Here is a 21332-nt window from a genome sequence, read left to right on the forward strand (position 1 = left end):
GGCATGGCTTTGAGGTTGGCCAGGTGACAGTTCTCCGGCGTGTGGTCGAGGTGCGCGCTCTCGTCGTCAGGATGACCCGCGAACCGGTGCCGTTCACGGGCTGTCCGTGCCGGTTGGGACACCGGCCGGGGTGACTGCCGCGTCCGCACTCGCCTTCACACTCGCACCGCCAGCCGGCGCGTTCGTTGATGGCGTTGGAGATGTCCGGCCAGTCGGCGGGACAACGCTCGCGGTTCTAGGGACGGATCGGCACGTGGGGTCACCGTTCCGCAGCGTCGAGCTGGTGGGGGACGGCGGAGGCGCGCAGGTCTTGGAGGTCGGGGATGTGGTTGTAGAGGGTGCCCGGGGAGATGCCCAGCATTTTGGCGATCGAGGTGATGGAGCGGCCGGGGTCGGGCAGCAGGTCGCGGGCGGCGCGGATGACTTCCTCGGTAGCGACGGTGGGGCGCCCGCCGACCCGGCCGCGGGCGCGGGCGGCGGCCAGGCCCTCGCGGGTGCCCTGGACGATGAGTTCGCGGATGAACTCCGCCAGAGCGGCGAAGACGTGGAAGACGAGCCGGCCGCCGGGGGTGGTGGTGTCGAGGTTCTCGTGCAGCGAGGTGAAGCCGATCCCGCGCGTCCGGAGTTCGGCGACCATGTTGATGAGGTCCTGGAGGCTGCGGCCGTAGCGGTCGAGCGAGGGGACGACGAGGGTGTCACCAGCGTCGAGGAAGGCGTGGCACGCCTTCAATTCCGGGCGGAGGGCGTTCTTGCCGGACTTCTTGTCCGAGAAGATCTTCCGGCATCCGGCGGTGGTGAGGGCGTCGATCTGCCGGTCGAGCTTCTGTCCGCCGCTGGACACCCGCGCGTACCCGATCTTGATCTCGGTGCAGACAAGCGGTTCGGCAACGAGGAGTTCGGGGTGGCCGGACGGCTCCGGAGTGTCACTCATGACCCCGGATCATGTCAGAAAACGGTGGTCGAGGGTTCTTGAATGACCCAGGTTTTTGAAGGGTTTTTTGAAGGGGCTGCGGGGTGTGCGGACCCCCGCACGGTGATCTTCAGGAAACGTTCGTTTTTTGAAGGCGAGGCTCGTCGACCCGCATCGTCTTCTTTGTTGGATCGGAGTGTCGCAGTAAGGGCAGTTGGTGCGATGCCGGGCCCTCATCAGCACCCCGGGCGAGACTCTGACGGCACGGTCGGCGGCAGCCCGGCAGGGACGCAAGGGGTCATCCCGGTTTCTGATCGATCTCGGCGAGTCGCGCCTCCACCTGGTCTCCCAATTCGATCAGCAGGTCCATCTGCGCGGGGGTCACGTGGTCGATCAGCACATTGCGCACGTCAGCCAGGTGGAGCGGGGCGGCTGCCTCGACGAGGGTGCGGCCCTGTTCGGTGATGACCACGACGGCCCCTCGCTGGTCGGTCGCGCATCGCTCGCGGCGGATGAGGTTGCGGTTCTGCATGCGGGTCAGATGCTGCGACAGACGGCTCTTCTCCCATTGCAGCGCATCTCCGAGTGCGAACGACCGCAGGCGCCCCTCGGGCGCCTCGGACAGGTGCGCCAGCACCTGGTAGTCGGCGGTGGACAGCCCGCTGTGGGTGCGCAGCTGCCGCTCGATGTATTCGGACAGGCCGGCCTGCATCTTCATGAGGCTGCGCCAAGCCCGCTGTTCACGCTCGTCCAGCCATCGCGGTTCGTCCATGAAGCCCACCCTACCGCTTTGGTTGACATGTTAACCAGTCCGTCGTACGGTTTGGTTAACACCTCAACCAAATGGACTGGCGGAGGTCGGAGCCGCCTACAGAAACGCGGCGCCGACAGGCCGGACGACGAAGCTGCTCTGCCGCCTCGACAGCCTTCAGCAATTACTGGAACAGGGAGCACTCATGTCTGCAGACACCCGCTACGCCATCGTGGGCACCGGAAACATCGGTTCGGCGCTGGCGCGCGTCTTCGCCCGGGCCGGAGTCGAGGTCAGCATCGCCAACACCCGTGGACCGGGCTCGATCAGCGAACTCGCCGCCTCCTGGGGTTCCACGGTCCGGGCCGTGACGCTCACCGAGGCACTGGCGAGCGACGTCATCTTCATGGCCATCCCGTTCGGCGCAGTCGAGACGTTCGGCAACGCCCTGCCCGACTGGAACGGGAAGATCGTCGTCGACACCACCAACGCGCACTACGCGCCCAACGCGGGCGACATCCTCAAGGGTCGGCTCTCCTCGCAGTACGCGGCCGAGGTCCTGCCCGGCGCCCAGATCGTGAAGGGCTTCAACCACCTTCCCGCCCAGACGCTCGCCGCCGAAGTGCCCTCCGGCCAGGGCAATCGCGTGGTCTTCGTCTCCAGCGACTCCGGGGAGGCCAGCTCCCAGATCGCCGAGCTCGCCCGCACGCTCGGCCTGTCGCCGGTGGAACTCGGCAGGATCGACGAAGGCGGACGCCTCATCGAGGTTCCCGGCGTACTGGTGCTCAGGAACTTCACCGAACAGCCCCTCACCTGATCGGCCGCGTTCCGCCTTCCACAGGCGGTGCGGCCGGCGCCGACGAGCCGTCCCGCCTCAGCGTCTGCCGTCACCGGCCGCACCGCGGCGGCCGGCGCCCGGCCCGCGGCCGGGTTGCCGCGCAGCAGCGCTCTCCATCGATGAGACCGCACTTCAGCAACGCCCACGCGTGAGCAGCAAAACCCCTGGCACACCCATCCTCCACGGATGCCGGTCCCTCACAGCTCGGGCGGTCCGAATCACTCTCCAGAAAGGCATGACCCGTGTTTGTCTTCGCCGCCGTACTGAGCGTTCTGCTCGCCGTTGTCGGGCTGGCCGCCGGACTACCGAAAGCCCTGCTCAAGGGCAGCATTCCAGCCCAGTTGCAGTCTCCCGGAGGCTTCAGCGCCCCGCTGGTCCGGTTCATCGGGCTGGCCGAGCTGGCCGCAGCCGCAGGGCTCATCGCCGGTCTCTTCTGGCAGCCCATCGGCGTTGCCGCCGCCCTGGGATTCGCAGTCCTGCTCGTCGGAGCCGTCGGCTTCCACGCCAAGTCCGGCGACTACGCCAACCCCGAGACCCGCGGCAACGCGATGGCACCCATCATCCTCACCGTCATCGCGATCGCTGCCGCCGCCACGCTCGTCCTCGCCTCCTGACCAGCGCCTGAATCCGAGGCGCCACAGCTCACCTTCCGCCCGGCAAACCCGGCCGGGTGATCGCGAGACCGCCCTCGCCACGCGGACCGTCACCGATCATCCGCATTCCCGACCACTGCTACACCTGAGGAACATCCCATGGCCACTCTTCTGCACCTCGATTCCTCGCTGTTTTCCGGCGACGCCTCCTCCTCCCGCGCCGTGACCGCCGCCTTCCGCCGGACCTGGCAGGAGCACCACCCCGAGGGCACGGTCATCTACCGTGACCTCGCCACGAACCCCGTACCGCACCTCACCGCCGACGCCCACACCGCCGGCCAGACCGACCCGGCCACGCACACCCCCGCCCAGGCCGCCGCCCTCGCCCACCGGCTGACGCTGATCGACGAGCTGGAGAACGCCGACGCCGTACTGATCGGCGCTCCGATGTACAACTACTCGATTCCCTCGACCCTCAAGGCGTGGCTCGACAACATCGTCCTCGTCGGCCGCACCGCCGGCGTGGAAAGCTCCAGGCTCAAGGGCACCCCCGTCACCGTCGTCGCCAGCCGCGGCGGCTCCTACGCCCCGGGCACGCCCCGCGAGGGCTACGAATACGTGCAGAACTACCTCACGGCCGTTCTGGCCGACGCGCTCGCCCTGGACGTGAACTTCATCGTCCCGGAACTCACGATGGCCGTACACAACCCGGCGATGTCCCAGCTGATCCCCCTCTTCGAAGCCTCCCGCCAGCAGGCACTGGACGACGCAGCCTCCACGGCCAAGGCGATAGCCCACCGCATCGCCGCCTAGAAACAGCGCCCTCCGGACGGCGGCCGTGAAGCACGCTTCACGGCCGCCGTGGGCGAACTCCAGCGGGGACAGGCAGCTGGCTGCCCTCGAAGGAATTTCTCGCCCCGGATTGAGCTGGACGACGCGAACCGGCGAATCGACGAGGCGGCTGGCGCTGCCGGGCGGGACCCGAGCCGGACCAACCGGGTCTACAACCTGGTCGGTGACCGTTCGACTACGCAGCGGGTCGACCTGCTGACAAGCTGGCCGGTCGAGCACGGCATGAACGGCTACATCTTCAGCGGCCCGGCCAACGAGTCCGCGCTGCGCCCCATCATCGAGAAGGTCGCGCCCGCGGTGCGCGAGGCAGTCGCAAAGGAGCATCGACGATGACACAGCCGCAGGTGGGAACTGTCGCCGGCCGCCAGATGGTGCAGCAGCTGCTGATGGCGCATGCGCCGCTGCGCAGCGACGTCGCCGCCCTGCGCAAGGGGCTTGAGGTGCTCGATGCGGCGACCACACGCGCAGAGGACATTGAGGAGCTGCTCGGCGGTCTGACTGTCGCGGACCTCACCTGGCAGCTCAAGGTGGGCTGCCAGCATTTCTGCGCCCACCTGGACGCCCACCACACGATCGAGGACGCTCGGATGCTGCCGGTCATGCAGTACCGGTTCCCCGAGCTCAGCGGTCAGATCGGGCGGCTCTGGCGCGAGCATGAGGAGGTCAAGCAGATGATCGTGAGCATCCGCGCCGACGCGCGGCATCTGAACCCCAAGGACGAACGCTCCGTCCACGTGGTGCTGGAACAGATCGTCGCGCTTTCCGACCACCTCCAGGCACATCTCGACTTCGAGGAGCGCACCCTCTTCCCGTACTTCCTGCGGATGGACCACGGCTGGCACGCCTGAGCTGTCCTGGCCGGGAGCGTGAGTTTGGAGCCGCGGACGGCGGTGCCGCTGCGCCATGGAGGCTTTGAAGCTGGACGCTGACACGAAAATAGAGGCTTCGTGCAGGTCCGGTCGCCTCGATGGGTTCGAAGCGGATGGTCATCGTCGTGTCCCTGCGGTCGGCGGCGAACCGCTCGTTGGCCTCCCGCGGGTGCTCCCTCATCTCGTCGTACGAGTCGGTCACGGTCATACCGGCGCCCCCACTTCTCGCTGCTCCGCCGGTCGGCGGTGGCCTTCTCGAAGTACAACGACCCGCCCCGGACAGCGGATGCGGCGCTCACTCCTCCTGGCCGTCGTCATCGTCGAGGTCGACAGCATCCGGGTCGCGCAGGGGCCGCAGCCCCTTCACCGGCTGGGAGGCGGTGAAGTTGTACCGGCCCAGGACGTTCAGATTCTTGTGCTTGAGCGGGGAGAGCCGGGCGACGTCCTCGTCGCGGATCTCGTAGCCCTCCGCGCGGAGCTGGGCGACGGCGGCGTCGATGTAGCGTGTCGTCCAGAGGACCACGGCGTTCAGCACGAGCCCCAGCGCCCCGAGCTGGTCCTCCATCCCGTCCCGGTACGCCTGGTGGATGGTGCCCTTCTTGCCGTGGCAGATGTCGCGGGCGAGCTTGTGGCGGGATTCCTGGACGGTGAGCTGTTTGTGCATCTGGCGGCGGTAGGTGTCGTCGACCGGGTCGACGACGGCGAGCAGGTGCAGGGTCTTGGCGATGCGCCCGTACTCGGCGAACGCCTGCCCCAGCGGGGCGGGATGCCCCTCTCGGCCGAACATCCTCAGCAGGTCGTAGGCGCGGACCTGGTTGGTGACCAGGGAGCCGGCGACCCGCAGCATGTCCGGCCAGTGCGTGATCACCTTCTTCACGTTCACCTTGTTCCGCGCGATCGCCTCCAGCGGCCCGTACCCGCCGGCCGTCTCGGCGCCGGGCATCTGGGCCTTCCAGAACCGCTGGTCTTGAAGGTCCTTGAAGCGCGGGGAGAAGCGGTAGCCGAGCAGCTTGAAGATGCCAAAGACCATGTCGGAGTAGGAGGCGTTGTCGGTGGCGACCATCTCCGGCTTCACTCCGCCGTCCAGGTTCAACAAGGCGTCCAGGATGAACAGGGAGTCGCGCGGGGTACCGGGCACCACCATCTGTCCGATGCCGATGACCTGGTCGTTGATGGCGTTCAGCCATGTGATGCCGGTCTTCTTCGCGAAGTACTTGGGTGAGGGGGCGGCGTTGATGGTGCGGACGGGGACGACGAACCGCAGGCCGTCGACGGAGGCCAGTAGCCCCTTTCCCCAATGCTCGACGATGGGCACCTGGGCCTGGGCGGCGATCAGGGCCGCGTTCGCCGCGGCGATGGTGTCGGCGCGCAGATAGTACTGGTCGACGTGGACCAGCCGGGAGCGGGTCAGAGCCTCGTGGTTGGGGTTGATGACCGGGGTCATCCCGATGTTGCACGCCTCGCTCACCAGCAGGGCGACGACCGAGGTGGTCAGATCCTTCATCCGGGTTCTGCCGTCGCCCAGATGCACGAAAGCGTCCAGGAACCCGGTCCATGAGTACACCTCGAACAGCAGGTCCGGCAGGTCGATCTTCGGAAGCATCTTCTCGACACGCTCGCGCAGCCACTTCAGTGACTTCGGCTCACCGAGCGCATGGAGCTTCTCCACGTTCAGCTTCGCCCGGCCGTTTGGCTGCACCTCGATACTGATCTTCGCGTCGGAGCCCGCCTCCTGAAGGCGCTCGGCCATCTGCTTCCACGTCGCGTCCAGCACGGCGACCAGTTCCCGAAGGTGCTGTTCGGCGTCCTCGTCCAGGCTCAGGCCCGTCAGGACGTCCTCGCGCACCGCCTCCCACCCCTTGCCCTGAAGCAGCCGGGCTCGCGGGTCGGACCAGCGGTGCGAGGGCGAGGCGAAGATGTCGCGGCGCCTCAGCGCGCCGAACAGCTGCTCCAGCACACACACCACGTACGCATCCCGGTCCACCGCCCCCTGCGGCAGCTCCGCGTTCGCGTACACGGCCTTGCGCCAGTGCGCCGGCACCAGCTTGTCGTCGACCTCGCGCGGCAGCAGCGGCTTCTCGCCCACCTTCCGCCGGGAGAGAGCCGGGAGCCGCTGCACCCAGGTGAGGATCCGTCTGCCGGCGGGCGCCGCGTCCAGCGCCTTCGACTCACCCAGCAGCGACAGGAACGGCCTGACGGTGTTGTAGCGCAGCGCCAGCGCCCCACGCAGCGCGGTCTCCGCCGTGCCGTCGTCCTCCGGCACCAGGCTCACCACCGTGGCCGCCGCGCTGGAGAGCGCGGCCCGAGGCGCGACCTCCTCCAAGGCCCGCCACAGCGCGGCCACGTCGACATCGCAGCCGCTCGCCTCGATGAGCTCCAGCTCCTCGATGATCACCTTCGAGACCCGGGCGGTGATCCGTGCCGCCTTCTCCAACTGCGGCAGCGTGGACAGGCGCTGCTTGTCCGTGGACCGCCTCGCGGAGCTGATCAGCCGGGTGGCCATCAGGATCTCGAAAAGGTCCAGCGCGTCGTCGATCGCCTTCGCCTCCAGGTGGCGCATCACCGCGGTGAGCATCGCCGTGCGCTTGGGCTCCGGGGTCCGCTCCAGCTTCGGCGCCTTGGTGCCCAGCCCGTACCGGGCCAGCGCGGACAGCCGGTTCGGCGGAACCTGCTCCAGCCTGAGACGGCCCAACTGGAAGGCGGCGATGTCCTCGACCCGTTGCAACGCGGCCTTCATTGCGGTGCCGGTGGTCCGCGTCGGCGGCCGGCGCATCCGCTCCAGCTCCGAATGCCGTTTGCCCTCCGGCGTCTTCAGCGTGGCGACCAGGTCGCCGGGCAGAGCCGGGTCCGCCCGCCGGGCCGCCCTGGCGACCGTGGCGTGCAGCCGCTTGTCCGCGACACCACGGACCTCGGCGACCTGCCGGGCCAGCACGCTCACCCCTGGCAGGAGCACCCGGTTACGGCGCAGCCAGCCCACCGCGTGATCGAACAGAGCCTTCGGCCCCTCCGCGTGCGCCGTCCACGCCCGGCCGTGCAGGAAGGCCCGGAGCTTCCGGCCCTGGTCGTGGTCCTCGTACTGGTGATAGCCGTACGCGTCACGTATCTCCCACGCGTGCTCGTACGGCGTCGGCCTGCGCTCGGTATACCGCTTGATCTGGGAGACATCCCCGATCCCCAGCTGCTCGGCCAGATGCTCGACGACAGGCCACGGCACCGCGAGGGGGTCCTCCAGGAACAGCCCGATGTACCGCACCGTGCACATCTGGAGCGCGAAGCCGAGACGGTTGTGGTCCCCGCGCCGCTTCGCGATCAGCTTCAGGTCCTCGTCATCAAGGAAGAAGAACCGCTCCAGCTCGGGCTTCGTCGGCTCCTCGGCGAACTTCCCATACGCCTCAGCCTGCTCATCAGTCAGAAATTCCACCGGCATGCTGCGGACCGTAGCCATCCCCCACCAGTGATCGGGGACCTTCCGCCGAACCCCCGCACGGCACCGATCACCCGTGCTAGAAGCCCGAGATCAAGTGCTTAGCGTGACTGGCTGTTCCGCTGGTCCCCAAGGCCGGTCTCGGCTGCCTTGATCCACAGGCGGAGCGTCTCATGGTTCACGCCAAGGTCCTTGGCCACGGCCGCGACGGGCCGCCCCGGGCTGGAGCGGTACAGCGCAACGGCGTCGTTTCGCCAGAGCCGAATTGCGTGACCGTCGACATCGGGCCGCAGTTTGCGCTGTGCCCGTCGACCACCGACCCAGCGACGGCAGCCGAGTGGCTGTCATGGTCGTCGGCAGGGATGGAGGGCCTGGTCTTCAAACCCCTGGACCAGAGGTACACGGCGAGCCGCGGGTGGAGGAAGTACCGGGCCCGGGCGTCGACGGAGGCTGTGGTCGGCGCGGTCAGCGGCTCGCTCGCGTCGCCGACGACGGTGCTGCTGGGGCGGATGGACGGGGGAGCGGCTTGCGGTACGTCGGCCGATCGAGGCAGGGTTCCGCCCTGTTCGACGTGCAGAAACCGCGAACCCGTTCACTTCTGTGTGGGATGTCCTGTCTCATCCGGAGTTCGGGGACGTCCGGGCGAGGCCGTGGCGGGAGCGGCGTGCGCTCCTGGTGGAGCTGGTGGCGGAGCTGCGCGGGCCACCGATTCAGGTGGTCCCGGTGACCGAGGATCCAGAGACGGCGCGGGAGTGGATCAGGAGACTGGAGCCGAGCGGCGTTGAGGGCGTGGTGTGCAAGCGGGTGGGGTCGCCGTACCGGCCGGGCCGTATCTGGGTGAAGGTGCGGGCATCGACGCCGCAGGACGCTGAGGTGATCGGGTTCGCGGGGCCGTTGGCGCGGCCGCGGACGGTGGTGGTGCGGCTGCCGGACGGGCTGATGCGGTTCTCGCGGCCACTGTCTGCGGTGCTATCGGCGGAGGTGGCGGCGCATGTGCGGCGGACGGGCGCGGGTGGCCGTGAGGTCCTCGGCGGCGCCGTGTACACGGCGTGTGTGCCGCTGGCGGCGGAGGTGGAGGCGGGCACGACCCGGCACGCCACGGTGAGCGTTCGTCGGCTGCTGTCCTGTGACAGTGCACGTTGAGCGCGTGCCAACGAAGTCTGAGCGGCTCTGGTCCAGCGCCTGCGCGCTGCCTCTCTCCAGTTGCCGTTGGGGTGTGCTCAGCGCTTTCTGGAAGAGCGGGTGGAACCGCCCGCTCTTCCAGGAGGAGCACACCATGGCGCAACCGATAGGTCGGCCGACGATCAGCGCTGAACAGTTCAGCCGAGTGTGTGACGAGATTGGGAGCATGGCGGCGCCCGAGAAGGACGCTCAGTCCATTCGGGACTGTGCTCTGCGCATCGCGCAGACCCTGGGCCTGGCGCTCTCCACGGATGACCTGAGCAGGCTCCTCACCGTACTCATGGCCCCTAGAGTGGCCCCACCCCCAGAGAGCCCTCAGTACACCCGAGAGGCCATCCTGGACATGCCTGACGCACAGCCAGGAGAAGATGAAGGCCCGGTCAGGTAGACCCGGCCGCCACGCCTGACTACATCCGCGGCTCGCCGGAGGGTGCCTGGCCCCTACCGCTCAATCTTCGGTGACACGGACTCGCGGCCGTCAAGATTCGATGGCACGCGCTCAAGATCCGATGGCACAGGACAGCTGCGTCCGGATGTCCCTTGTCATCCAATCGAGTCGTTTGACAACGAACCCAGTCGTTGCGGCTTCGTTGGCAGTGAACCTAGTCGTGTGGGGTGAGCGATCCAGTAGCCGTCAATGAGACGGGGGTTGCTGGTGACGGGCCACTTTCCCGTGTCTGGGCTATCGGGGGATGGTGAGCAAGGTGCGGCCGTGGCCACCGCCGGTGTCGACGTGGTCGTGGGCCTTGGCGATGTCGTCCAGTGGGTAGCGGTGGCCGACGGTGACGGTGAGGGCCCCGACGGCTGCGGCGGAGGTGAGGTCGCGGGCGGCCTGGCGTTTGGCTTCGGCGGGGAAGTCGTCGCTGCCGAGCAGCCGCAGGGTGACGTTGTTGAACAGCAGGGGCCAGAAGGGGATTTCGGTGCGGTCTGCGCGGGTGGCGTAGGCGGCGATGACGGCGTTGTTGGCGGCGACGGCGTTGTCGAGGTCGGCGTTGTCGGACAGCGCGACCTCGATGATCCGGTCGATGCCCTGCGGCGCGTACGCGCGCATGGCTGCGGCGGGGTCGTCGGTGTCCAGGGCGACGGCGTGGGAGACGACGGCCGGGTCGACGTGGCGGAGGTCCGGGGTGCGGCGGACGGTGGCGAGCACGGTGGCGCCGGCCCAGTGGGCGAGCTGGGCGGCCAGGGAGCCGACGCCGCCGAGGACGCCGTGGACCAGGACCAGTTGGCCGTCGACCGGGCCGTCGGCGAAGACGGTGCGGTGGGCGGTGATGCCGGGGATGCCGAGGCTCGCGCCCAACTCGTCACTGAGGTGGTCGGGCAGGGGTGCGGCCTGGTGGTCGGGTACGACGGTGTACTGGGCGGCGGTGCCGAAGGGGCGGTAGGACTGGGCGCCGTATACCCAGACCCGTTGTCCGGCGCGGTGGGCGTCGACTCCGGCGCCCACGGCGTCGATGACTCCGGCGGCGTCGCTGTGCGGGATCACCCGTGGGAAGGGCATGGATGAGCCGAGCCAGCCGCGCCGTTTCTTGGTGTCGCCGGGGTTGACGCCCGAGACGGTGACGCGGACGCGGACCTCGCCGGGTCCGGGGGCGGGGTCTGGGAGTTCGCCGATGTGCAGGACGTCGGCGGCGGGGCCCTGTTCGTCGTACCAGGAAGCAAGCATGGGGGTACCTCCGTGGGCGGTCAGCTCGCGGGAGCGGCGGGCGCATGTGGATCGCTGTCGGTGCCCGTGGTGTCGAGTGCGGGCGGCTTCTCTCCGAGGGTCTCGCGCAGCCAGGTCCGTTCGGCGCGGCTGGTGGCGCGGGCGGTGAGCAGCATGCCGCGCCGGTAGGGGTCGGCGATCTCCTCGGCGCGCAGGGGCCGCTCGTTGTCGTAGAAGAAGCTCGCCGGTTCTTCCAGGAACTCCAGCCGTCTGCGCAGCACCGCGTGCTGTTCGGCCACGTCGGGCAGGTGGGAGAGGAAGGCCAGGACGACGTAGAACCGGGTGAAGTCGGTGATCTCGTGGTCGGCAGGCTCGCGCAGGCGCTGCAGCATGTCGGCCCGCCCAGCCGCGGTCAGGCTCACCACGTAGCGGGCCGCCCCGCCGGCCGGGTCGGCGTGCCGCTCGATCAAGCCCGCCCTGGTCAGGCGATTGATCGCCGGATACAAGGTCCCGTCACTGACCGGCCGTGTATAGCCGGTCAGCTGTGAGACGCGGCGGCGCAGCTCGTGTCCGGGCAGAGGGCCCTCGGCGAGGAAGCCGAGTATCGCGAGTTCCAGCATGAGTCCATCTTCACACGCGAACATCGAAACGATGTGAACATCGATTCGATGTTACGGTCGCAGGTACCCGCCAAAACGTCTCTGGAGAGGCACAGCAAGATGCCATCGCAGTCCACCGAGTCCGTGATGAACCGCTTCGTCGAGTTCATCAACACGGGCGACGAGGAGCTCGCCCGCGAGGTCATTTCTCCGGACGCGGTGTTCCACGCGCCAAGCCACCCGCAACCACTGCGGGGTCCCGGTGGGTACATGGAAGTCATCGGGATGATGCGCAGCGCCTTCCCAGACGTCCAGTGGGCGCTGGAGGAGATGGTCGCCGAAGGCGACACGGTCGCCGCGCGGTTCACCATGCGGGGCACCCACGACGGTGAGTTCTTCGGGATCCCGGCGAGCGGCAACAAGATCTCGGTGCAGGCCATGAACTTCTACTACCTGGCCGAGGGCCGGATCGTCGGCGAACGCGGCCAGCCCGACCTCCTCGGGGTGATGCAGCAGATCGGCGCCATCCCGGCGCCTTGAACCTCGTCGTGCGGGTGAGCCTTCTGCCGCACGGAACAACCGCTGCCGGGAGAGGCCCGTACGTCGCTTCGGCAGAAGTCGAAAGCCCACGCCGGGACGCGGGGCGACTGCATTGACAACGAAGTTAGTCCACGCAGGTCAGCGACTTCGGCCGGACTAACTTCGCTGTCAAGGGACACCGGACCTGGGGTGAGGCGACTCGTCGCCTTGCCGAGAAATTCGAACACCTGATCTACTTGGTTCATGGTGCACAGCGGACATTCCCCCGACATCGTGCAGTCTCAGCGCGAATGGGACCGCACCTATAGGGCACTCGCCGGGGCTTCGGCGGGCAGTAATACGCGGCTGCGGCGGCGCTTGATTGATCTGTCCCGACAACTCGTGCGGGACGTTCCGCGGGAGCGGCGGGAGGACCTGCGCCGTACGGCCGGGGAGGAGTCGTGACCCGGGTCCGACGGTCCTGGGAGGTCACCGAGCGGCAGCGGTCGGTGCTCGCGGCGATACGCGCCCACATCGCGGATCATGGTGAGGCGCCTACGGTCCGGGAGATCGCTGCGGCGGTGGGTCTGTCTAGCCCGTCATCGGTCTTGTATCAGCTGCGTCGTCTGGAAGAGGCGGGCGTCCTTCGGCGTGCTCCGGGTGCTGGCTCGCGGGAGTACCGGCTCAGCTGATGTCCGAGGAGATCCAACAGCTTGACGCGCTCAAGTTCCTGGAGCGAGTGCAGGTGCGCGACCTTGCTCGTACGCGCAGGTGGGATCGCGGACGCTGAGCGGAGCGCGGCGGAGCGGTTGCGCTGTGGGCAGACGCGGTCGCCAGCCCCGGACTGGGGTTCGGCGGAACTGACCATCACGGTCGGTCCAGACTGCGCGTCAGGTTGAAGGGCTCCCGCCGTCCATCGCGCTATCCACTCGAAGGGGCGCCGGCGCAAGCTGCGTCAGAGCCGATTGTTGCGGTCGTCGCTGGCGAAGAAGAACCCGAACGCGGCGCTGGTGAGGGCCACTACGGGGGTGAAGACGAGGCTCACTTCGCGGTACGCGTCGGTGGTGAAGTGCGTCCAGCGGGCGGCCAGCAGAGCGATTGTGGGCAGTCCTGCGATGAGCCCGACCATCCAGAGCATGCCGATCGCCAGTTTGTGACGCGTCATGTCGATCGCGTGCGGCGAGCTGAAGGCTGCAGTCTGGCTGTTCTGCGGTGATTCATCCTCGACCAGTGGGCCCAGGTTGCTGTCCGGTCTGGGTGACGGATCGGGGGGGAGGTCTTCGACGAACTCCTGCCGACTGGTACCTGGGGTGTTGGTCGCGGCGGGAGTGATCGGTAGTTGTCGCGGAGGAGAGATCTGGAAGAACGGTTCGTCGGAGGGCATGTCGTCCGACTGGAAGGGCTCCACCGGCTACTCGTCCTCCGTGCGTCTTCTCTGTACGGGAAAGACCGCCGGCTTGGCCGTCGGCTTAAGAGATCATCTCAATTGGTGATGCCGGTAGTCTGGTGCTGTGTTGCTGACTGAGCGTCTGGTCCCAGATGGGCTGTGGGAGTTGTTCCAGCGGGTGGTGCCGGAGGCGCCGACTCGGCCGCAGGGTGGTGGCCGGCGCCGTCATGGGGACCGTGAGGTGTTGGCGGCGATTGTCTTCGTGGCCACGACCGGGTGCACGTGGTCGCAGGTCCCGCCCGTGTTCGGGCCATCGGGGGCCACGGCTCACCGCCGGTTCATGGAGTGGAGCCGACAACGGGTCTGGGCGAAACTGCATCGTCTGGTCCTGGATGAGCTGGGGGCTCGAGGCGAGCTGGACTGGTCACGATGCGCAATCGACTCGGTGAACATGCGGGCCCTGAAAAAGGGGACCTGACGGGTCCGAATCCTGTAGATCGGGGCAAGTACGGCTCGAAGATCCACTTGATCACCGAGCGGACCGGACTGCCGCTTTCCGTCGGCATCTCCGGCGCCAACCTTCATGACAGCCAGGCCCTCGAACCGCTCGTGCGCGGCATCCCACCGATCAGATCCCGGCGCGGTCCACGCCGTCGGCGCCCCGCCAAGCTTCACGCCGACAAAGCCTACGACAACCGTCACCTGCGGCAATGGCTCCGCCTACGCCACATAACACCGCGCATCGCCCGCAAGGGAGTTGAGACGTCACAGAAGCTGGGGCGCCACCGGTGGACCATCGAACGCACCATGGCCTGGCTCGCCGGCTGCCGACGTCTCCACCGTCGCTACGAGCGGCAGGCCATCCACTTCCTGGCCTTCACCAGCATCGCCTGCACCCTCATCTGCTACCGCAGACTCACCAATTGAGATGATCTCTAAGTGCCTGCCTTATGGGGATGGAGGGCCCGAATCCACAGGTCTGCCTGGGCTCCAGCGGAGGTATGTCCTCGTAGAAGTCACCGTCAGACGGCGGCGGGCTGCTCACACATGCTCCCCCGGCTTGCAGATGCAGATGGTGACGCCCCTGGGGGCGCCGATGCGGTAGGTCGCCTCGCGACCGGGGGTCATGTTCTCGCAGAACTCCTGCTGCTGCTGGCGTACGACCTTCGCAGCGCGCTCCCTTCCCTTGAACCGATCAATCTCGGCCAACGAGCCTCGCTGTGAGCCGAGTTGGGGCACTACGTCGAGCTGCCGTTCGTTGTGCCAGTCCTCAAGCGGTGTGAGAAACCCCTGAACATGCAGCACCTCGGGCTTTGGGTTCTCGTGACTCGCCATACGGGGTGTCCCCTCCGGTGATCGTCGCCCTGCGGCTAGACACCCAAGCGGTGCTTGGCGGACACGTTACCACATACAATGTGATCTTTTTCAACATTAGGTGTTGATCCCATACGTACTGGGTACACACTGAGAGTGTATCCGAGCATCACTCGATGGTGATTCGCTTGACATAGAGTGCGTACGAGGGCACCATGTCAATACCGAGCGCCGCCCGGTCTGGTGGAGGAGATGCACAAATGTCCAAGTCTTTACACCCTTCAAGCTCGACTTGAAACGAGCAGGCCGGCCGACGCGGGCGCCTGGCTCCGCATTGCTGTGGGGGGAACCACGCCTGAGCGAGCGCATTAGTTGCCTCGCTCATTAGTGCGGCTCCGGGCGAAGACTCGTCTGCATGAGCCGTTGGGCAAACCTGGTCTTGGGGGGCCAGGGAGGGGGCCTGACGGCGGTTATGCACGGGTCTATTCGTGTGTGACATTCGAACTCAAGGAGCCTTGGCATGCCCGAGCACCCGACCCAAGCCGCTGCATCGACAGGTGCGGCCAGCGACACGACACAAGTGACTCGGCTCAGCGTCAACATCAATCACGACACCGCCGAGCAGCTCCGCTGGTACAAGGAACACAAAAACATCTCGATCACCGAGAGCGTTCGGCGCGCGATCGCACTGTTGGCCCTGGTGGAGAGGGAGACCTCTCAAGGTGGCGAGGTCCTGCTGAAGTCCCCAGACGGTAAGACAATCCGTCAACTGTGGCTGGTCTGATGGCAGAGACGGCCGGCCTGATCCGGCTTCCAGCGCAGCCGAGGGTGCAGGCAGCTCCTGCAGCGCACCTTTGTCCGTCTGCAGGAAGCTGCCGCGTTCTCATCTGATGCTCGTCTGTCGTCTGCCCACATTGGCAGGCAGGCCCGGGCCGGGAAGCGCGATGACACCGAAGTCTTCGTGGCTGACCTGCTCGATGTGCTGGTCGAGTTCGCGGCCCAATCCGATGGCTGTGCCCCAGTAGTGGGGTGGGTCTTCTGAGTGATCGTGGATGAAGTCGGCACCGCCCAGGCTCTCGTAGCAGTGGACTGCTTCTTCGGCTCTGTCGAGCAGTAGTCCGTCCAGAAAGAGGCAGTAGGCAGCGGTATTGCTGCCCGCGCCAGCTGCGAAGGCCCACCAGAAGCGGGCGTTTCTTACGTACCCGCACAGTTGGAGCAAGCAGGCAAAGACCAGGGCGCCCTGGCTTTCACCTGGCGTCTCCACAAGCGTCAGCAGTTTCTCCTCGGCATCACTGCGCCTGACGACGAGTTCGCACAGGGCGGTGAGATCGTCCGCCGCACGCTCATGCACCCGGTCACGGTCGGCCGTGTCGACCGGACTGTCATCGATTAGCAGTGCCGTGCACTCGGGAGAGGCCGGCACCAGCCAACTGCGGACCTGCAGGTTCTCCGCGACCTCGCGCTGCAAGACGGCCGCGCCGATGAGCAGATGCAGTCGCCGGTCGTCCTCTTCTTGCTGCGCCAGGGTGTAGGCGGGGAGGTCGAGTTCCAGCCCTGCCAGAACATCCGCGAATGTCATCAGTCCGCCTTCCTTGGTACCGGCATACCCCAGCCCTCGTCAGGCTGCAGAGCCTGCTTGAGTTCCTGGATGGCATGTTGCAGATGAGTACGGACGGTTGAGGGACTTCTGCCAGTCAAGTCGGCAATCTCCACGGCCGTGTAGCCAAGGACGTGCCGGAGCCAGAAGCACTCCCGCTGTCCCGCGGTCAGCTGCTGCAGGGCCCGGTGGACGTCCAGGCGGGTCAGCAGCGCGTCGATCGGATCGCACTCCACTGCCCAGTACGAGCGCACCGGCAGAAACGCCGTGTCCATCGGCACCGGCCGGCGGTCGCGGCTCCGGAGCACGTCCACGACGTGGTCATGCAGCATCTTCCAAGCGAAGGCAGCGACGTTCTCGCTTCGGAGCACCGTCTGCCATTTCAGGTGCAACTTCACGAAAAAATCGTTCAGTTCGTCCCGCGCCTCCGTAGATGAGGCAAGCTTGCTGCACAGATAGCGGTGGTAAGGCACTCGCATCTGGCGTGTGAAGGCCTCGAAGGGCACTTCCAACTTGAGAGGCAGCTCTGCCCTCAGTCGCTGAGTCGCGATGGCGACGGGCCCGTCCAAGTGCACTCCTCGCCCATGGGCACCGCGTAGATATGCGCTGCGCGGTGGAGGATCGGCGACCCTCACCCCTAACGCCGCACGGGGAGCTTCAAACGTCTACGCGAACACAGGAAAAACTTACTGAAGGCGACTCCTTGATCACTTCCGGTAACTGACGAGTAGCTTGCGTTCGACCACGCTCCCCACGGGCACGTTCGATCACGAGCGATCCTTGGGACGTTGAACCGGAAGGGCCGCGAACTCGACGTCCGTGCTCATTCCCCAGTCAGGCACCGAGGTGTCGGCCGCCGGCCACGCTCGGGCCAAGCGCCGATGTATGTCCATGTCGGGGACTGTCACATGGCGAAGAACCGAACCAAGCCGATCACGGAGGACCAGGCGCGGCGGCGCGCGCTGGCGTCATGCCGTTGGTTCCTGCTGCCAGACGGGCACTCTCCCCCGCCGCAAGGTCGGCGTACCGTGGCTGCGTGGCAAACGACGACCTGGGGCGAACTCTCCGACGCCTGCGGCGCCTGGCCTCCCTGACCCAAGAGGAATTGGCCGAGCGCTCCGACGTGTCCGTAGACGTAATCCGGCAGCTTGAGCAGGGACGGAAACACTCGGCACGCCTGCCCACGCTCCACGCCTTGGCGAACGGCCTCGGCGTGGAGCTGACGACCCTCCTGGGGGACCCTCCTGCCGTCTCGACGGGGGACAACGACGGGCCACGCTTCGTGGCCGTACGGCGCGCCATCATGCCCGCGCTCTGGGCGGCCGAGCCGAAGGCACCCGGGCCCAACTTCTCACTGTCCGACTTGCGCGAGCAGATCGCAGACGGCTGGACCCAGTACCACGCAGCCGAGTTCGACACCGTGATGAAGACACTTCCCGACATCATTTCGGACGCGCGCACCGCCACGGCATCGCCCGACAGCGCGGACCAGGGAGCCGGTTTCGCGGCACTGGGCAAGGCCCTCCAGCTGGCCGGGCACGTCGCCGTACGGATGGGGAAAACGGATCTCGCCCTGATCAGCCTGGAGCGCGCCATAGATGCCGCAGGGCGCTCGTCTGACCCGCTGCTACGCCCTATGATCGTCAACTCCGTTGCGTGGACCTACCAGCGGCAGGGGCGCCTTGGTGACGCCCTGAGCATCGCCCTGCACGCCGCGGACGACACGAAAGACAGTGGACTGACGGGCACCGCTGACGGCCTGAAAGTCTGGGGCGCGCTGACGATGTCGGCCGCCACGTCGGCCGCGCGCAGCAACGACTACGAGCGGGCCGCTGCGTTGATGGAGAACGCAGAGAAGGAAGCCGCTCGTGTAGCCAGGCTGCCGCAGGGCAGCGACAGCCGAATGGTCAGCGTCTTCAGCCCGTCATCGGTGCGCATCGAACGCGTTCGGCTGGCCGTGCAGTACGGGCGCCCCGAGGAGGCCCTGACTCTGGCGAAGGGGATGCGGCTGAGCAAGGACACCCCGCCGTCGTGGCGGACGTGGCTACTGCTGGACGTGGCGCGAGCCCATACGGATCTGGGTGACGCGGAGGGGGCGGTGAAAGCCCTCGAGTCGCTGCGCCGGGTGGCGCCTACGTGGATGCAGCATCACACCTTGGCGGTAGCCATCGTTCGCGATCTGTGGGCGCTCCCCAATCACCCTGCAGGGCTTAGGCCGTTGGCCGAGTTCCTAGGGGTCGGCGAATAGCGTCGCGAAACTAGGACGCCACGTCACTGTCACCCTGAGTAGCGCGCCGATTCCATGAGTCGTACAGCGCCCCGGCAACCGCGTGAACGGTCCCGGGGCTGGCCGACCAACAGGAGTCGACATGGCCGAGATTACGGGTCCGGCGTCCGGCGCGGGAAGCGGATCGAGCAGCACGCTCGAGGCACCGCCTATCCAAGTCCCAGCCCCCTCCAAGCTGTCCGAGCCGCAGGTACGCGGCCGGGCGTGCGTGTGGTGCGCCGTCACCCTGTGCACTACCTCAGCGGTTGATCTCGGTCAGTGGGATGGGATGTTCCACGGCACTGCGGCCCGCTGGTTTCCCCGTGGCTGCTGCCCCTGCGCCATCCGCCACGTCTATCCCGCGCAGCTCGACCACACGCAGACCTGCGAGCAGTGCGCCGACGACCCGGCGGTCTGCGCTCACGGCACGTGGCTGCGACTCGTGATGCGGCAGGCGCGGCGATGAGCACCAGGCGGAAGACGTTGCAGGAGCACGTGGAGATTCCCGGCATCTGCTTCATCCGTCAGCCCGAGAGCGCGCTGCGCTGCACCCTGTCCGCTGGTCACTGCGGGGATCACCAGCACTTCTATAGCGGCGAATTCCGCAACGGCTTCCGCGTCGGCACGGCGTGGCCGCGCAGAGAGGGCGAGACGCAAGCTGACTGAGACCCCCGCCGCCGGGTGCTTGGAGGTGGCCGGCGGCGGGACAGGGCGGGGCTGTCGACGGTACCAGGCGGATCCGTCGCCGGAGGCCGCGACGGTCGAGCAGAAACTGATCGACCAGCTCGTCGAGCAGGCCCGCAGCAAGGGGCTGCAGCTGACCGGCGAGGGCGGGCTGCTGCAGCAGCTGACCAAGGCGGTTCTGGAGTCCGCCCTGGAGGGCGAGATCACCGACCATCTCGGCTATGACAAGCACGACCCGGCGGGCAAGGACGGCGGCAACTCCCGTAACGGCACCCGGTCCAAGACGGTGCTGACGGACATCGGGCCGGTCGAGATCGACGTGCCTCGCGACCGGGAGGGCTCCTTCGAGCCGGCCATCGTCAAGAAGCGGCAGCGCCGGCTGACCGGCGTGGACGAGATGGTGCTCTCGCTGTCCGCGAAGGGTCTTACGCACGGGGAGATCTCCGCGCACCTGGCCGAGGTCTACGGCGCGGACGTCTCCAAGACGACCATCAGCACGATCACCGACAAGGTGATGGATGGCATGGCGGAATGGCAGAACCGGCCGCTCGACCGCGTCTACCCGGTCGTCTTCATTGACGCTATCAACGTCAAGATTCGCGATGGCCAAGTAGCGAACAGGCCGATCTACGTGGCCCTGGCGGTCACCGCCGAGGGACACCGCGACATCCTCGGCCTGTGGGCCGGCGACGGCGGCGAAGGCGCGAAACACTGGCTCCGAGTGCTCTCCGAGCTCAAGAACAGGGGCGTCGAAGACGTCCTCATGCTGGTCTGCGACGGGTTGAAGGGCCTGCCCGACGCAGTTGGCGAGGTCTGGCCGCGAACTGTGGTGCAAACGTGCGTGGTTCACCTGCTGCGGGCGTCATTTCGATACGCGGCCCGACAGGACTGGGACAAGATCGCCAAGGCGCTCAAGCCCGTCTACACCGCGCCGACCGAGGACGCGGCCACGACGCGGTTCCTGGAATTCGCCGAGACCTGGGGCAAGAAGTACCCGGCGATCGTCCGCCTCTGGGAGTCCAGCTGGCCCGAGTTCACGCCTTTCCTTCAGTTTGATGCAGAAATACCCCGCATCGTGTGCACGACCAACAGTATTGAGAGCGTCAACGCCCGCATCCGCAAGGCCGTCCGCGCCCGCGGGCACTTCCCCACGGAGCAGGCCGCCCTCAAATGTGTCTACATGGCCGTCATGAGCCTCGACCCGACCGGCGCCGGCCGTAAACGCTGGACCATGCGCTGGAAGGGCGCTATGAACGCCTTCGACCTGGCCTTCGACGGCCGCCTCAACGCAGGCCAACTCTAGCCACACCAAACCCAGTTACACCGCTCGCTTTACAGACCCGATGAGACTCGTACCCAACTCGCCGTGAAGTTAGCGGTGTTGCTCCCGCATCTGGACGAGCGGCAGCGACGGCTGTCGATGGCTGCGGAGGCCCGGGGGCTGGGACATGGCGGTGTCCGAGCTGTCGCCCAGGCGGCTGCGGTCAGCGAGACGACGGTTCGCAAGGGCGTGTTCGAACTTGAGGCGGGTGAGGAGCCTTTGGGGCGGGTGCGGCGTCCGGGCGGGGGTCGCAAGCGGGTCGCGGATCTGAATCCGGGGCTGCGGTCGGCGCTGTTGGCGTTGGTTGAGCCGGATGTGCGGGGTGACCCGATGTCGCCGCTGCGGTGGACGGTGAAGTCCACCCGCACGCTTGCGCAGGAGCTGACCCAGGCCGGGCACTGCGTCAGTGCCGATACCGTCGCCGGCCTGCTGCGAGAGGAAGGCTTCAGTCTGCAGGCCAACGTGCGAGATGACGCCGAGAGATCCCCGTGAACAGCAGATGCGCCAGCACCGCCCGATTGACCATGATCGCCACAGCGGCCGGATCATGCCCCACCTGCCAGGCACGACGCCGCACCCGC

The 21332-nt window shown here is 67.2% G+C and carries 24 protein-coding genes and 1 pseudogene; 15 read left to right on the forward strand and 10 right to left on the reverse strand.

Annotated elements, in window-relative coordinates:
- Positions 1-259: 259 nt before the first annotated feature.
- Both ACY0PA_RS00785 and ACY0PA_RS00790 read right to left on the reverse strand, forming a co-directional pair.
- Positions 260-931 carry a recombinase family protein gene (locus ACY0PA_RS00785; RefSeq protein WP_143606564.1) on the reverse strand — a complete coding sequence of 224 codons (672 nt, stop codon included), beginning with the start codon at positions 929-931 and terminating at the stop codon, positions 260-262.
- A gap of 277 nt (positions 932-1208) precedes the next feature.
- Complete coding sequence (locus ACY0PA_RS00790; protein WP_181649889.1) at positions 1209-1682, reverse strand: MarR family winged helix-turn-helix transcriptional regulator; 474 nt, start codon at positions 1680-1682, stop codon at positions 1209-1211.
- A gap of 184 nt (positions 1683-1866) precedes the next feature.
- Here ACY0PA_RS00790 and ACY0PA_RS00795 point away from each other — a divergent pair, with 184 nt between their 5' ends.
- The 5 genes from ACY0PA_RS00795 to ACY0PA_RS00815 all read left to right on the forward strand — a co-directional run bounded on the left by ACY0PA_RS00795 (position 1867) and on the right by ACY0PA_RS00815 (position 4792).
- A complete protein-coding gene (locus tag ACY0PA_RS00795) occupies positions 1867-2478 on the forward strand; it encodes an NADPH-dependent F420 reductase (protein ID WP_398378859.1) in 612 nt (203 codons plus the stop codon).
- 263 nt (positions 2479-2741) lie between these two features.
- The gene (locus ACY0PA_RS00800) at positions 2742-3113 is read left to right on the forward strand and encodes a DoxX family protein (protein ID WP_057582123.1); all 372 of its coding nucleotides are present in this window, start codon (positions 2742-2744) and stop codon (positions 3111-3113) included.
- A gap of 138 nt (positions 3114-3251) precedes the next feature.
- Positions 3252-3905 (forward strand): FMN-dependent NADH-azoreductase, encoded by a 654-nt coding sequence (locus ACY0PA_RS00805; protein ID WP_473082849.1) that lies wholly within the window; start codon positions 3252-3254, stop codon positions 3903-3905.
- A 48-nt stretch (positions 3906-3953) separates the two neighbouring features.
- Positions 3954-4277 carry a hypothetical protein gene (locus ACY0PA_RS00810; protein ID WP_473082850.1) on the forward strand — a complete coding sequence of 108 codons (324 nt, stop codon included), beginning with the start codon at positions 3954-3956 and terminating at the stop codon, positions 4275-4277.
- Positions 4274-4792 (forward strand): hemerythrin domain-containing protein, encoded by a 519-nt coding sequence (locus ACY0PA_RS00815; RefSeq protein ID WP_398378857.1) that lies wholly within the window; start codon positions 4274-4276, stop codon positions 4790-4792. The genes ACY0PA_RS00810 and ACY0PA_RS00815 overlap by 4 nt, the downstream gene beginning before the upstream one ends.
- 316 nt (positions 4793-5108) lie before the next feature.
- On the opposite strand, the gene ACY0PA_RS00820 is transcribed toward ACY0PA_RS00815, so the two are convergent.
- Positions 5109-8240, reverse strand: a complete 3132-nt coding sequence (locus ACY0PA_RS00820) for a Tn3 family transposase (RefSeq protein ID WP_473082851.1) — start codon at positions 8238-8240, stop codon at positions 5109-5111.
- A 98-nt stretch (positions 8241-8338) separates the two neighbouring features.
- Complete coding sequence (locus ACY0PA_RS00825; RefSeq protein WP_473086198.1) at positions 8339-8530, reverse strand: transposase; 192 nt, start codon at positions 8528-8530, stop codon at positions 8339-8341.
- 307 nt (positions 8531-8837) lie between these two features.
- Here ACY0PA_RS00825 and ACY0PA_RS00830 point away from each other — a divergent pair, with 307 nt between their 5' ends.
- Complete coding sequence (locus tag ACY0PA_RS00830; RefSeq protein WP_473082852.1) at positions 8838-9380, forward strand: ATP-dependent DNA ligase; 543 nt, start codon at positions 8838-8840, stop codon at positions 9378-9380.
- 721 nt (positions 9381-10101) lie between these two features.
- Here ACY0PA_RS00830 and ACY0PA_RS00835 read toward each other — a convergent pair.
- On the reverse strand, positions 10102-11085 hold the full coding sequence (locus ACY0PA_RS00835) for an NADPH:quinone reductase (protein WP_473082853.1): 984 nt from the start codon (positions 11083-11085) through the stop codon (positions 10102-10104).
- Positions 11086-11105: 20 nt separating this feature from the next.
- Positions 11106-11684, reverse strand: a complete 579-nt coding sequence (locus ACY0PA_RS00840) for a PadR family transcriptional regulator (RefSeq protein ID WP_473082854.1) — start codon at positions 11682-11684, stop codon at positions 11106-11108.
- Between the two features lie 99 nt (positions 11685-11783).
- On the opposite strand from ACY0PA_RS00840, the gene ACY0PA_RS00845 reads away from it, so the two are divergent.
- Complete coding sequence (locus ACY0PA_RS00845) at positions 11784-12203, forward strand: ester cyclase (RefSeq protein ID WP_473082855.1); 420 nt, start codon at positions 11784-11786, stop codon at positions 12201-12203.
- A 440-nt stretch (positions 12204-12643) separates the two neighbouring features.
- Entirely contained in the window at positions 12644-12874 is a 231-nt protein-coding gene (locus ACY0PA_RS00850) for a LexA family protein (RefSeq protein ID WP_331718291.1), read from the forward strand.
- Positions 12875-13137: 263 nt separating this feature from the next.
- On the opposite strand, the gene ACY0PA_RS00855 is transcribed toward ACY0PA_RS00850, so the two are convergent.
- Positions 13138-13347, reverse strand: a complete 210-nt coding sequence (locus tag ACY0PA_RS00855; RefSeq protein ID WP_473082856.1) for a hypothetical protein — start codon at positions 13345-13347, stop codon at positions 13138-13140.
- Positions 13348-13699: 352 nt separating this feature from the next.
- Here ACY0PA_RS00855 and ACY0PA_RS00860 point away from each other — a divergent pair.
- A protein-coding gene (locus ACY0PA_RS00860) for an IS5 family transposase (RefSeq protein ID WP_376692667.1) occupies positions 13700-14496 on the forward strand; the annotation gives its coding sequence in 2 pieces (ribosomal slippage) (positions 13700-14032 and positions 14035-14496; 795 coding nt in all).
- Between the two features lie 114 nt (positions 14497-14610).
- Here the strand turns inward: ACY0PA_RS00860 and ACY0PA_RS00865 are convergent.
- A complete protein-coding gene (locus tag ACY0PA_RS00865) occupies positions 14611-14904 on the reverse strand; it encodes a hypothetical protein (protein ID WP_473082857.1) in 294 nt (97 codons plus the stop codon).
- Positions 14905-15403: 499 nt separating this feature from the next.
- Between ACY0PA_RS00865 and ACY0PA_RS00870 the strand changes: the two genes are divergently transcribed.
- Positions 15404-15667, forward strand: coding sequence for a ribbon-helix-helix domain-containing protein (locus ACY0PA_RS00870; protein WP_473082858.1), 264 nt, complete (start codon positions 15404-15406; stop codon positions 15665-15667).
- Between the two features lie 99 nt (positions 15668-15766).
- Here the strand turns inward: ACY0PA_RS00870 and ACY0PA_RS00875 are convergent, their stop codons facing one another.
- Positions 15767-16462: a hypothetical protein gene (locus tag ACY0PA_RS00875; protein ID WP_473082859.1), complete on the reverse strand. Its 696-nt coding sequence runs from the start codon at positions 16460-16462 to the stop codon at positions 15767-15769.
- A complete protein-coding gene (locus ACY0PA_RS00880) occupies positions 16462-17049 on the reverse strand; it encodes an RNA polymerase sigma factor (RefSeq protein WP_473082860.1) in 588 nt (195 codons plus the stop codon). The genes ACY0PA_RS00875 and ACY0PA_RS00880 overlap by 1 nt, the downstream gene beginning before the upstream one ends.
- A gap of 219 nt (positions 17050-17268) precedes the next feature.
- Here ACY0PA_RS00880 and ACY0PA_RS00885 point away from each other — a divergent pair, with 219 nt between their 5' ends.
- The 5 genes and pseudogenes from ACY0PA_RS00885 to ACY0PA_RS00905 form a co-directional block, all read left to right on the forward strand.
- Entirely contained in the window at positions 17269-17574 is a 306-nt protein-coding gene (locus ACY0PA_RS00885; RefSeq protein ID WP_473082861.1) for a DUF6233 domain-containing protein, read from the forward strand.
- Positions 17517-18728 carry a helix-turn-helix domain-containing protein gene (locus ACY0PA_RS00890; RefSeq protein WP_473082862.1) on the forward strand — a complete coding sequence of 404 codons (1212 nt, stop codon included), beginning with the start codon at positions 17517-17519 and terminating at the stop codon, positions 18726-18728. Before ACY0PA_RS00885 ends, ACY0PA_RS00890 begins: the two co-directional genes overlap by 58 nt.
- 480 nt (positions 18729-19208) lie before the next feature.
- Positions 19209-19412, forward strand: a complete 204-nt coding sequence (locus ACY0PA_RS00895) for a hypothetical protein (RefSeq protein ID WP_473082863.1) — start codon at positions 19209-19211, stop codon at positions 19410-19412.
- A 106-nt stretch (positions 19413-19518) separates the two neighbouring features.
- Complete coding sequence (locus tag ACY0PA_RS00900; RefSeq protein ID WP_473086199.1) at positions 19519-20733, forward strand: IS256 family transposase; 1215 nt, start codon at positions 19519-19521, stop codon at positions 20731-20733.
- A gap of 117 nt (positions 20734-20850) precedes the next feature.
- Positions 20851-21219: pseudogene (locus tag ACY0PA_RS00905) on the forward strand (ISAzo13-like element transposase-related protein); the annotation flags it as partial.
- Positions 21220-21332 lie beyond the last annotated feature (113 nt).

Source organism: Streptomyces sp. DS1-CR2, from assembly GCF_055760475.1.

Excerpts from the sequence above, each read along its gene's own strand:
- ACY0PA_RS00835 (WP_473082853.1), bottom strand. The coding sequence starts at position 11,085 with ATGCTTGCTTCCTGGTACGACGAACAGGGCCCCGCCGCCGACGTCCTG.
- ACY0PA_RS00805 (WP_473082849.1), top strand. The coding sequence starts at position 3,252 with ATGGCCACTCTTCTGCACCTCGATTCCTCGCTGTTTTCCGGCGACGCC.
- ACY0PA_RS00865 (WP_473082857.1), bottom strand. The coding sequence starts at position 14,904 with ATGGCGAGTCACGAGAACCCAAAGCCCGAGGTGCTGCATGTTCAGGGG.
- ACY0PA_RS00795 (WP_398378859.1), top strand. The coding sequence starts at position 1,867 with ATGTCTGCAGACACCCGCTACGCCATCGTGGGCACCGGAAACATCGGT.
- ACY0PA_RS00820 (WP_473082851.1), bottom strand. The coding sequence starts at position 8,240 with ATGCCGGTGGAATTTCTGACTGATGAGCAGGCTGAGGCGTATGGGAAG.
- ACY0PA_RS00895 (WP_473082863.1), top strand. The coding sequence starts at position 19,209 with ATGAGCACCAGGCGGAAGACGTTGCAGGAGCACGTGGAGATTCCCGGC.
- ACY0PA_RS00790 (WP_181649889.1), bottom strand. The coding sequence starts at position 1,682 with ATGGACGAACCGCGATGGCTGGACGAGCGTGAACAGCGGGCTTGGCGC.
- ACY0PA_RS00855 (WP_473082856.1), bottom strand. The coding sequence starts at position 13,347 with ATGACGCGTCACAAACTGGCGATCGGCATGCTCTGGATGGTCGGGCTC.
- ACY0PA_RS00845 (WP_473082855.1), top strand. The coding sequence starts at position 11,784 with ATGCCATCGCAGTCCACCGAGTCCGTGATGAACCGCTTCGTCGAGTTC.
- ACY0PA_RS00870 (WP_473082858.1), top strand. The coding sequence starts at position 15,404 with ATGCCCGAGCACCCGACCCAAGCCGCTGCATCGACAGGTGCGGCCAGC.
- ACY0PA_RS00785 (WP_143606564.1), bottom strand. The coding sequence starts at position 931 with ATGAGTGACACTCCGGAGCCGTCCGGCCACCCCGAACTCCTCGTTGCC.
- ACY0PA_RS00840 (WP_473082854.1), bottom strand. The coding sequence starts at position 11,684 with ATGCTGGAACTCGCGATACTCGGCTTCCTCGCCGAGGGCCCTCTGCCC.
- ACY0PA_RS00815 (WP_398378857.1), top strand. The coding sequence starts at position 4,274 with ATGACACAGCCGCAGGTGGGAACTGTCGCCGGCCGCCAGATGGTGCAG.
- ACY0PA_RS00875 (WP_473082859.1), bottom strand. The coding sequence starts at position 16,462 with ATGACATTCGCGGATGTTCTGGCAGGGCTGGAACTCGACCTCCCCGCC.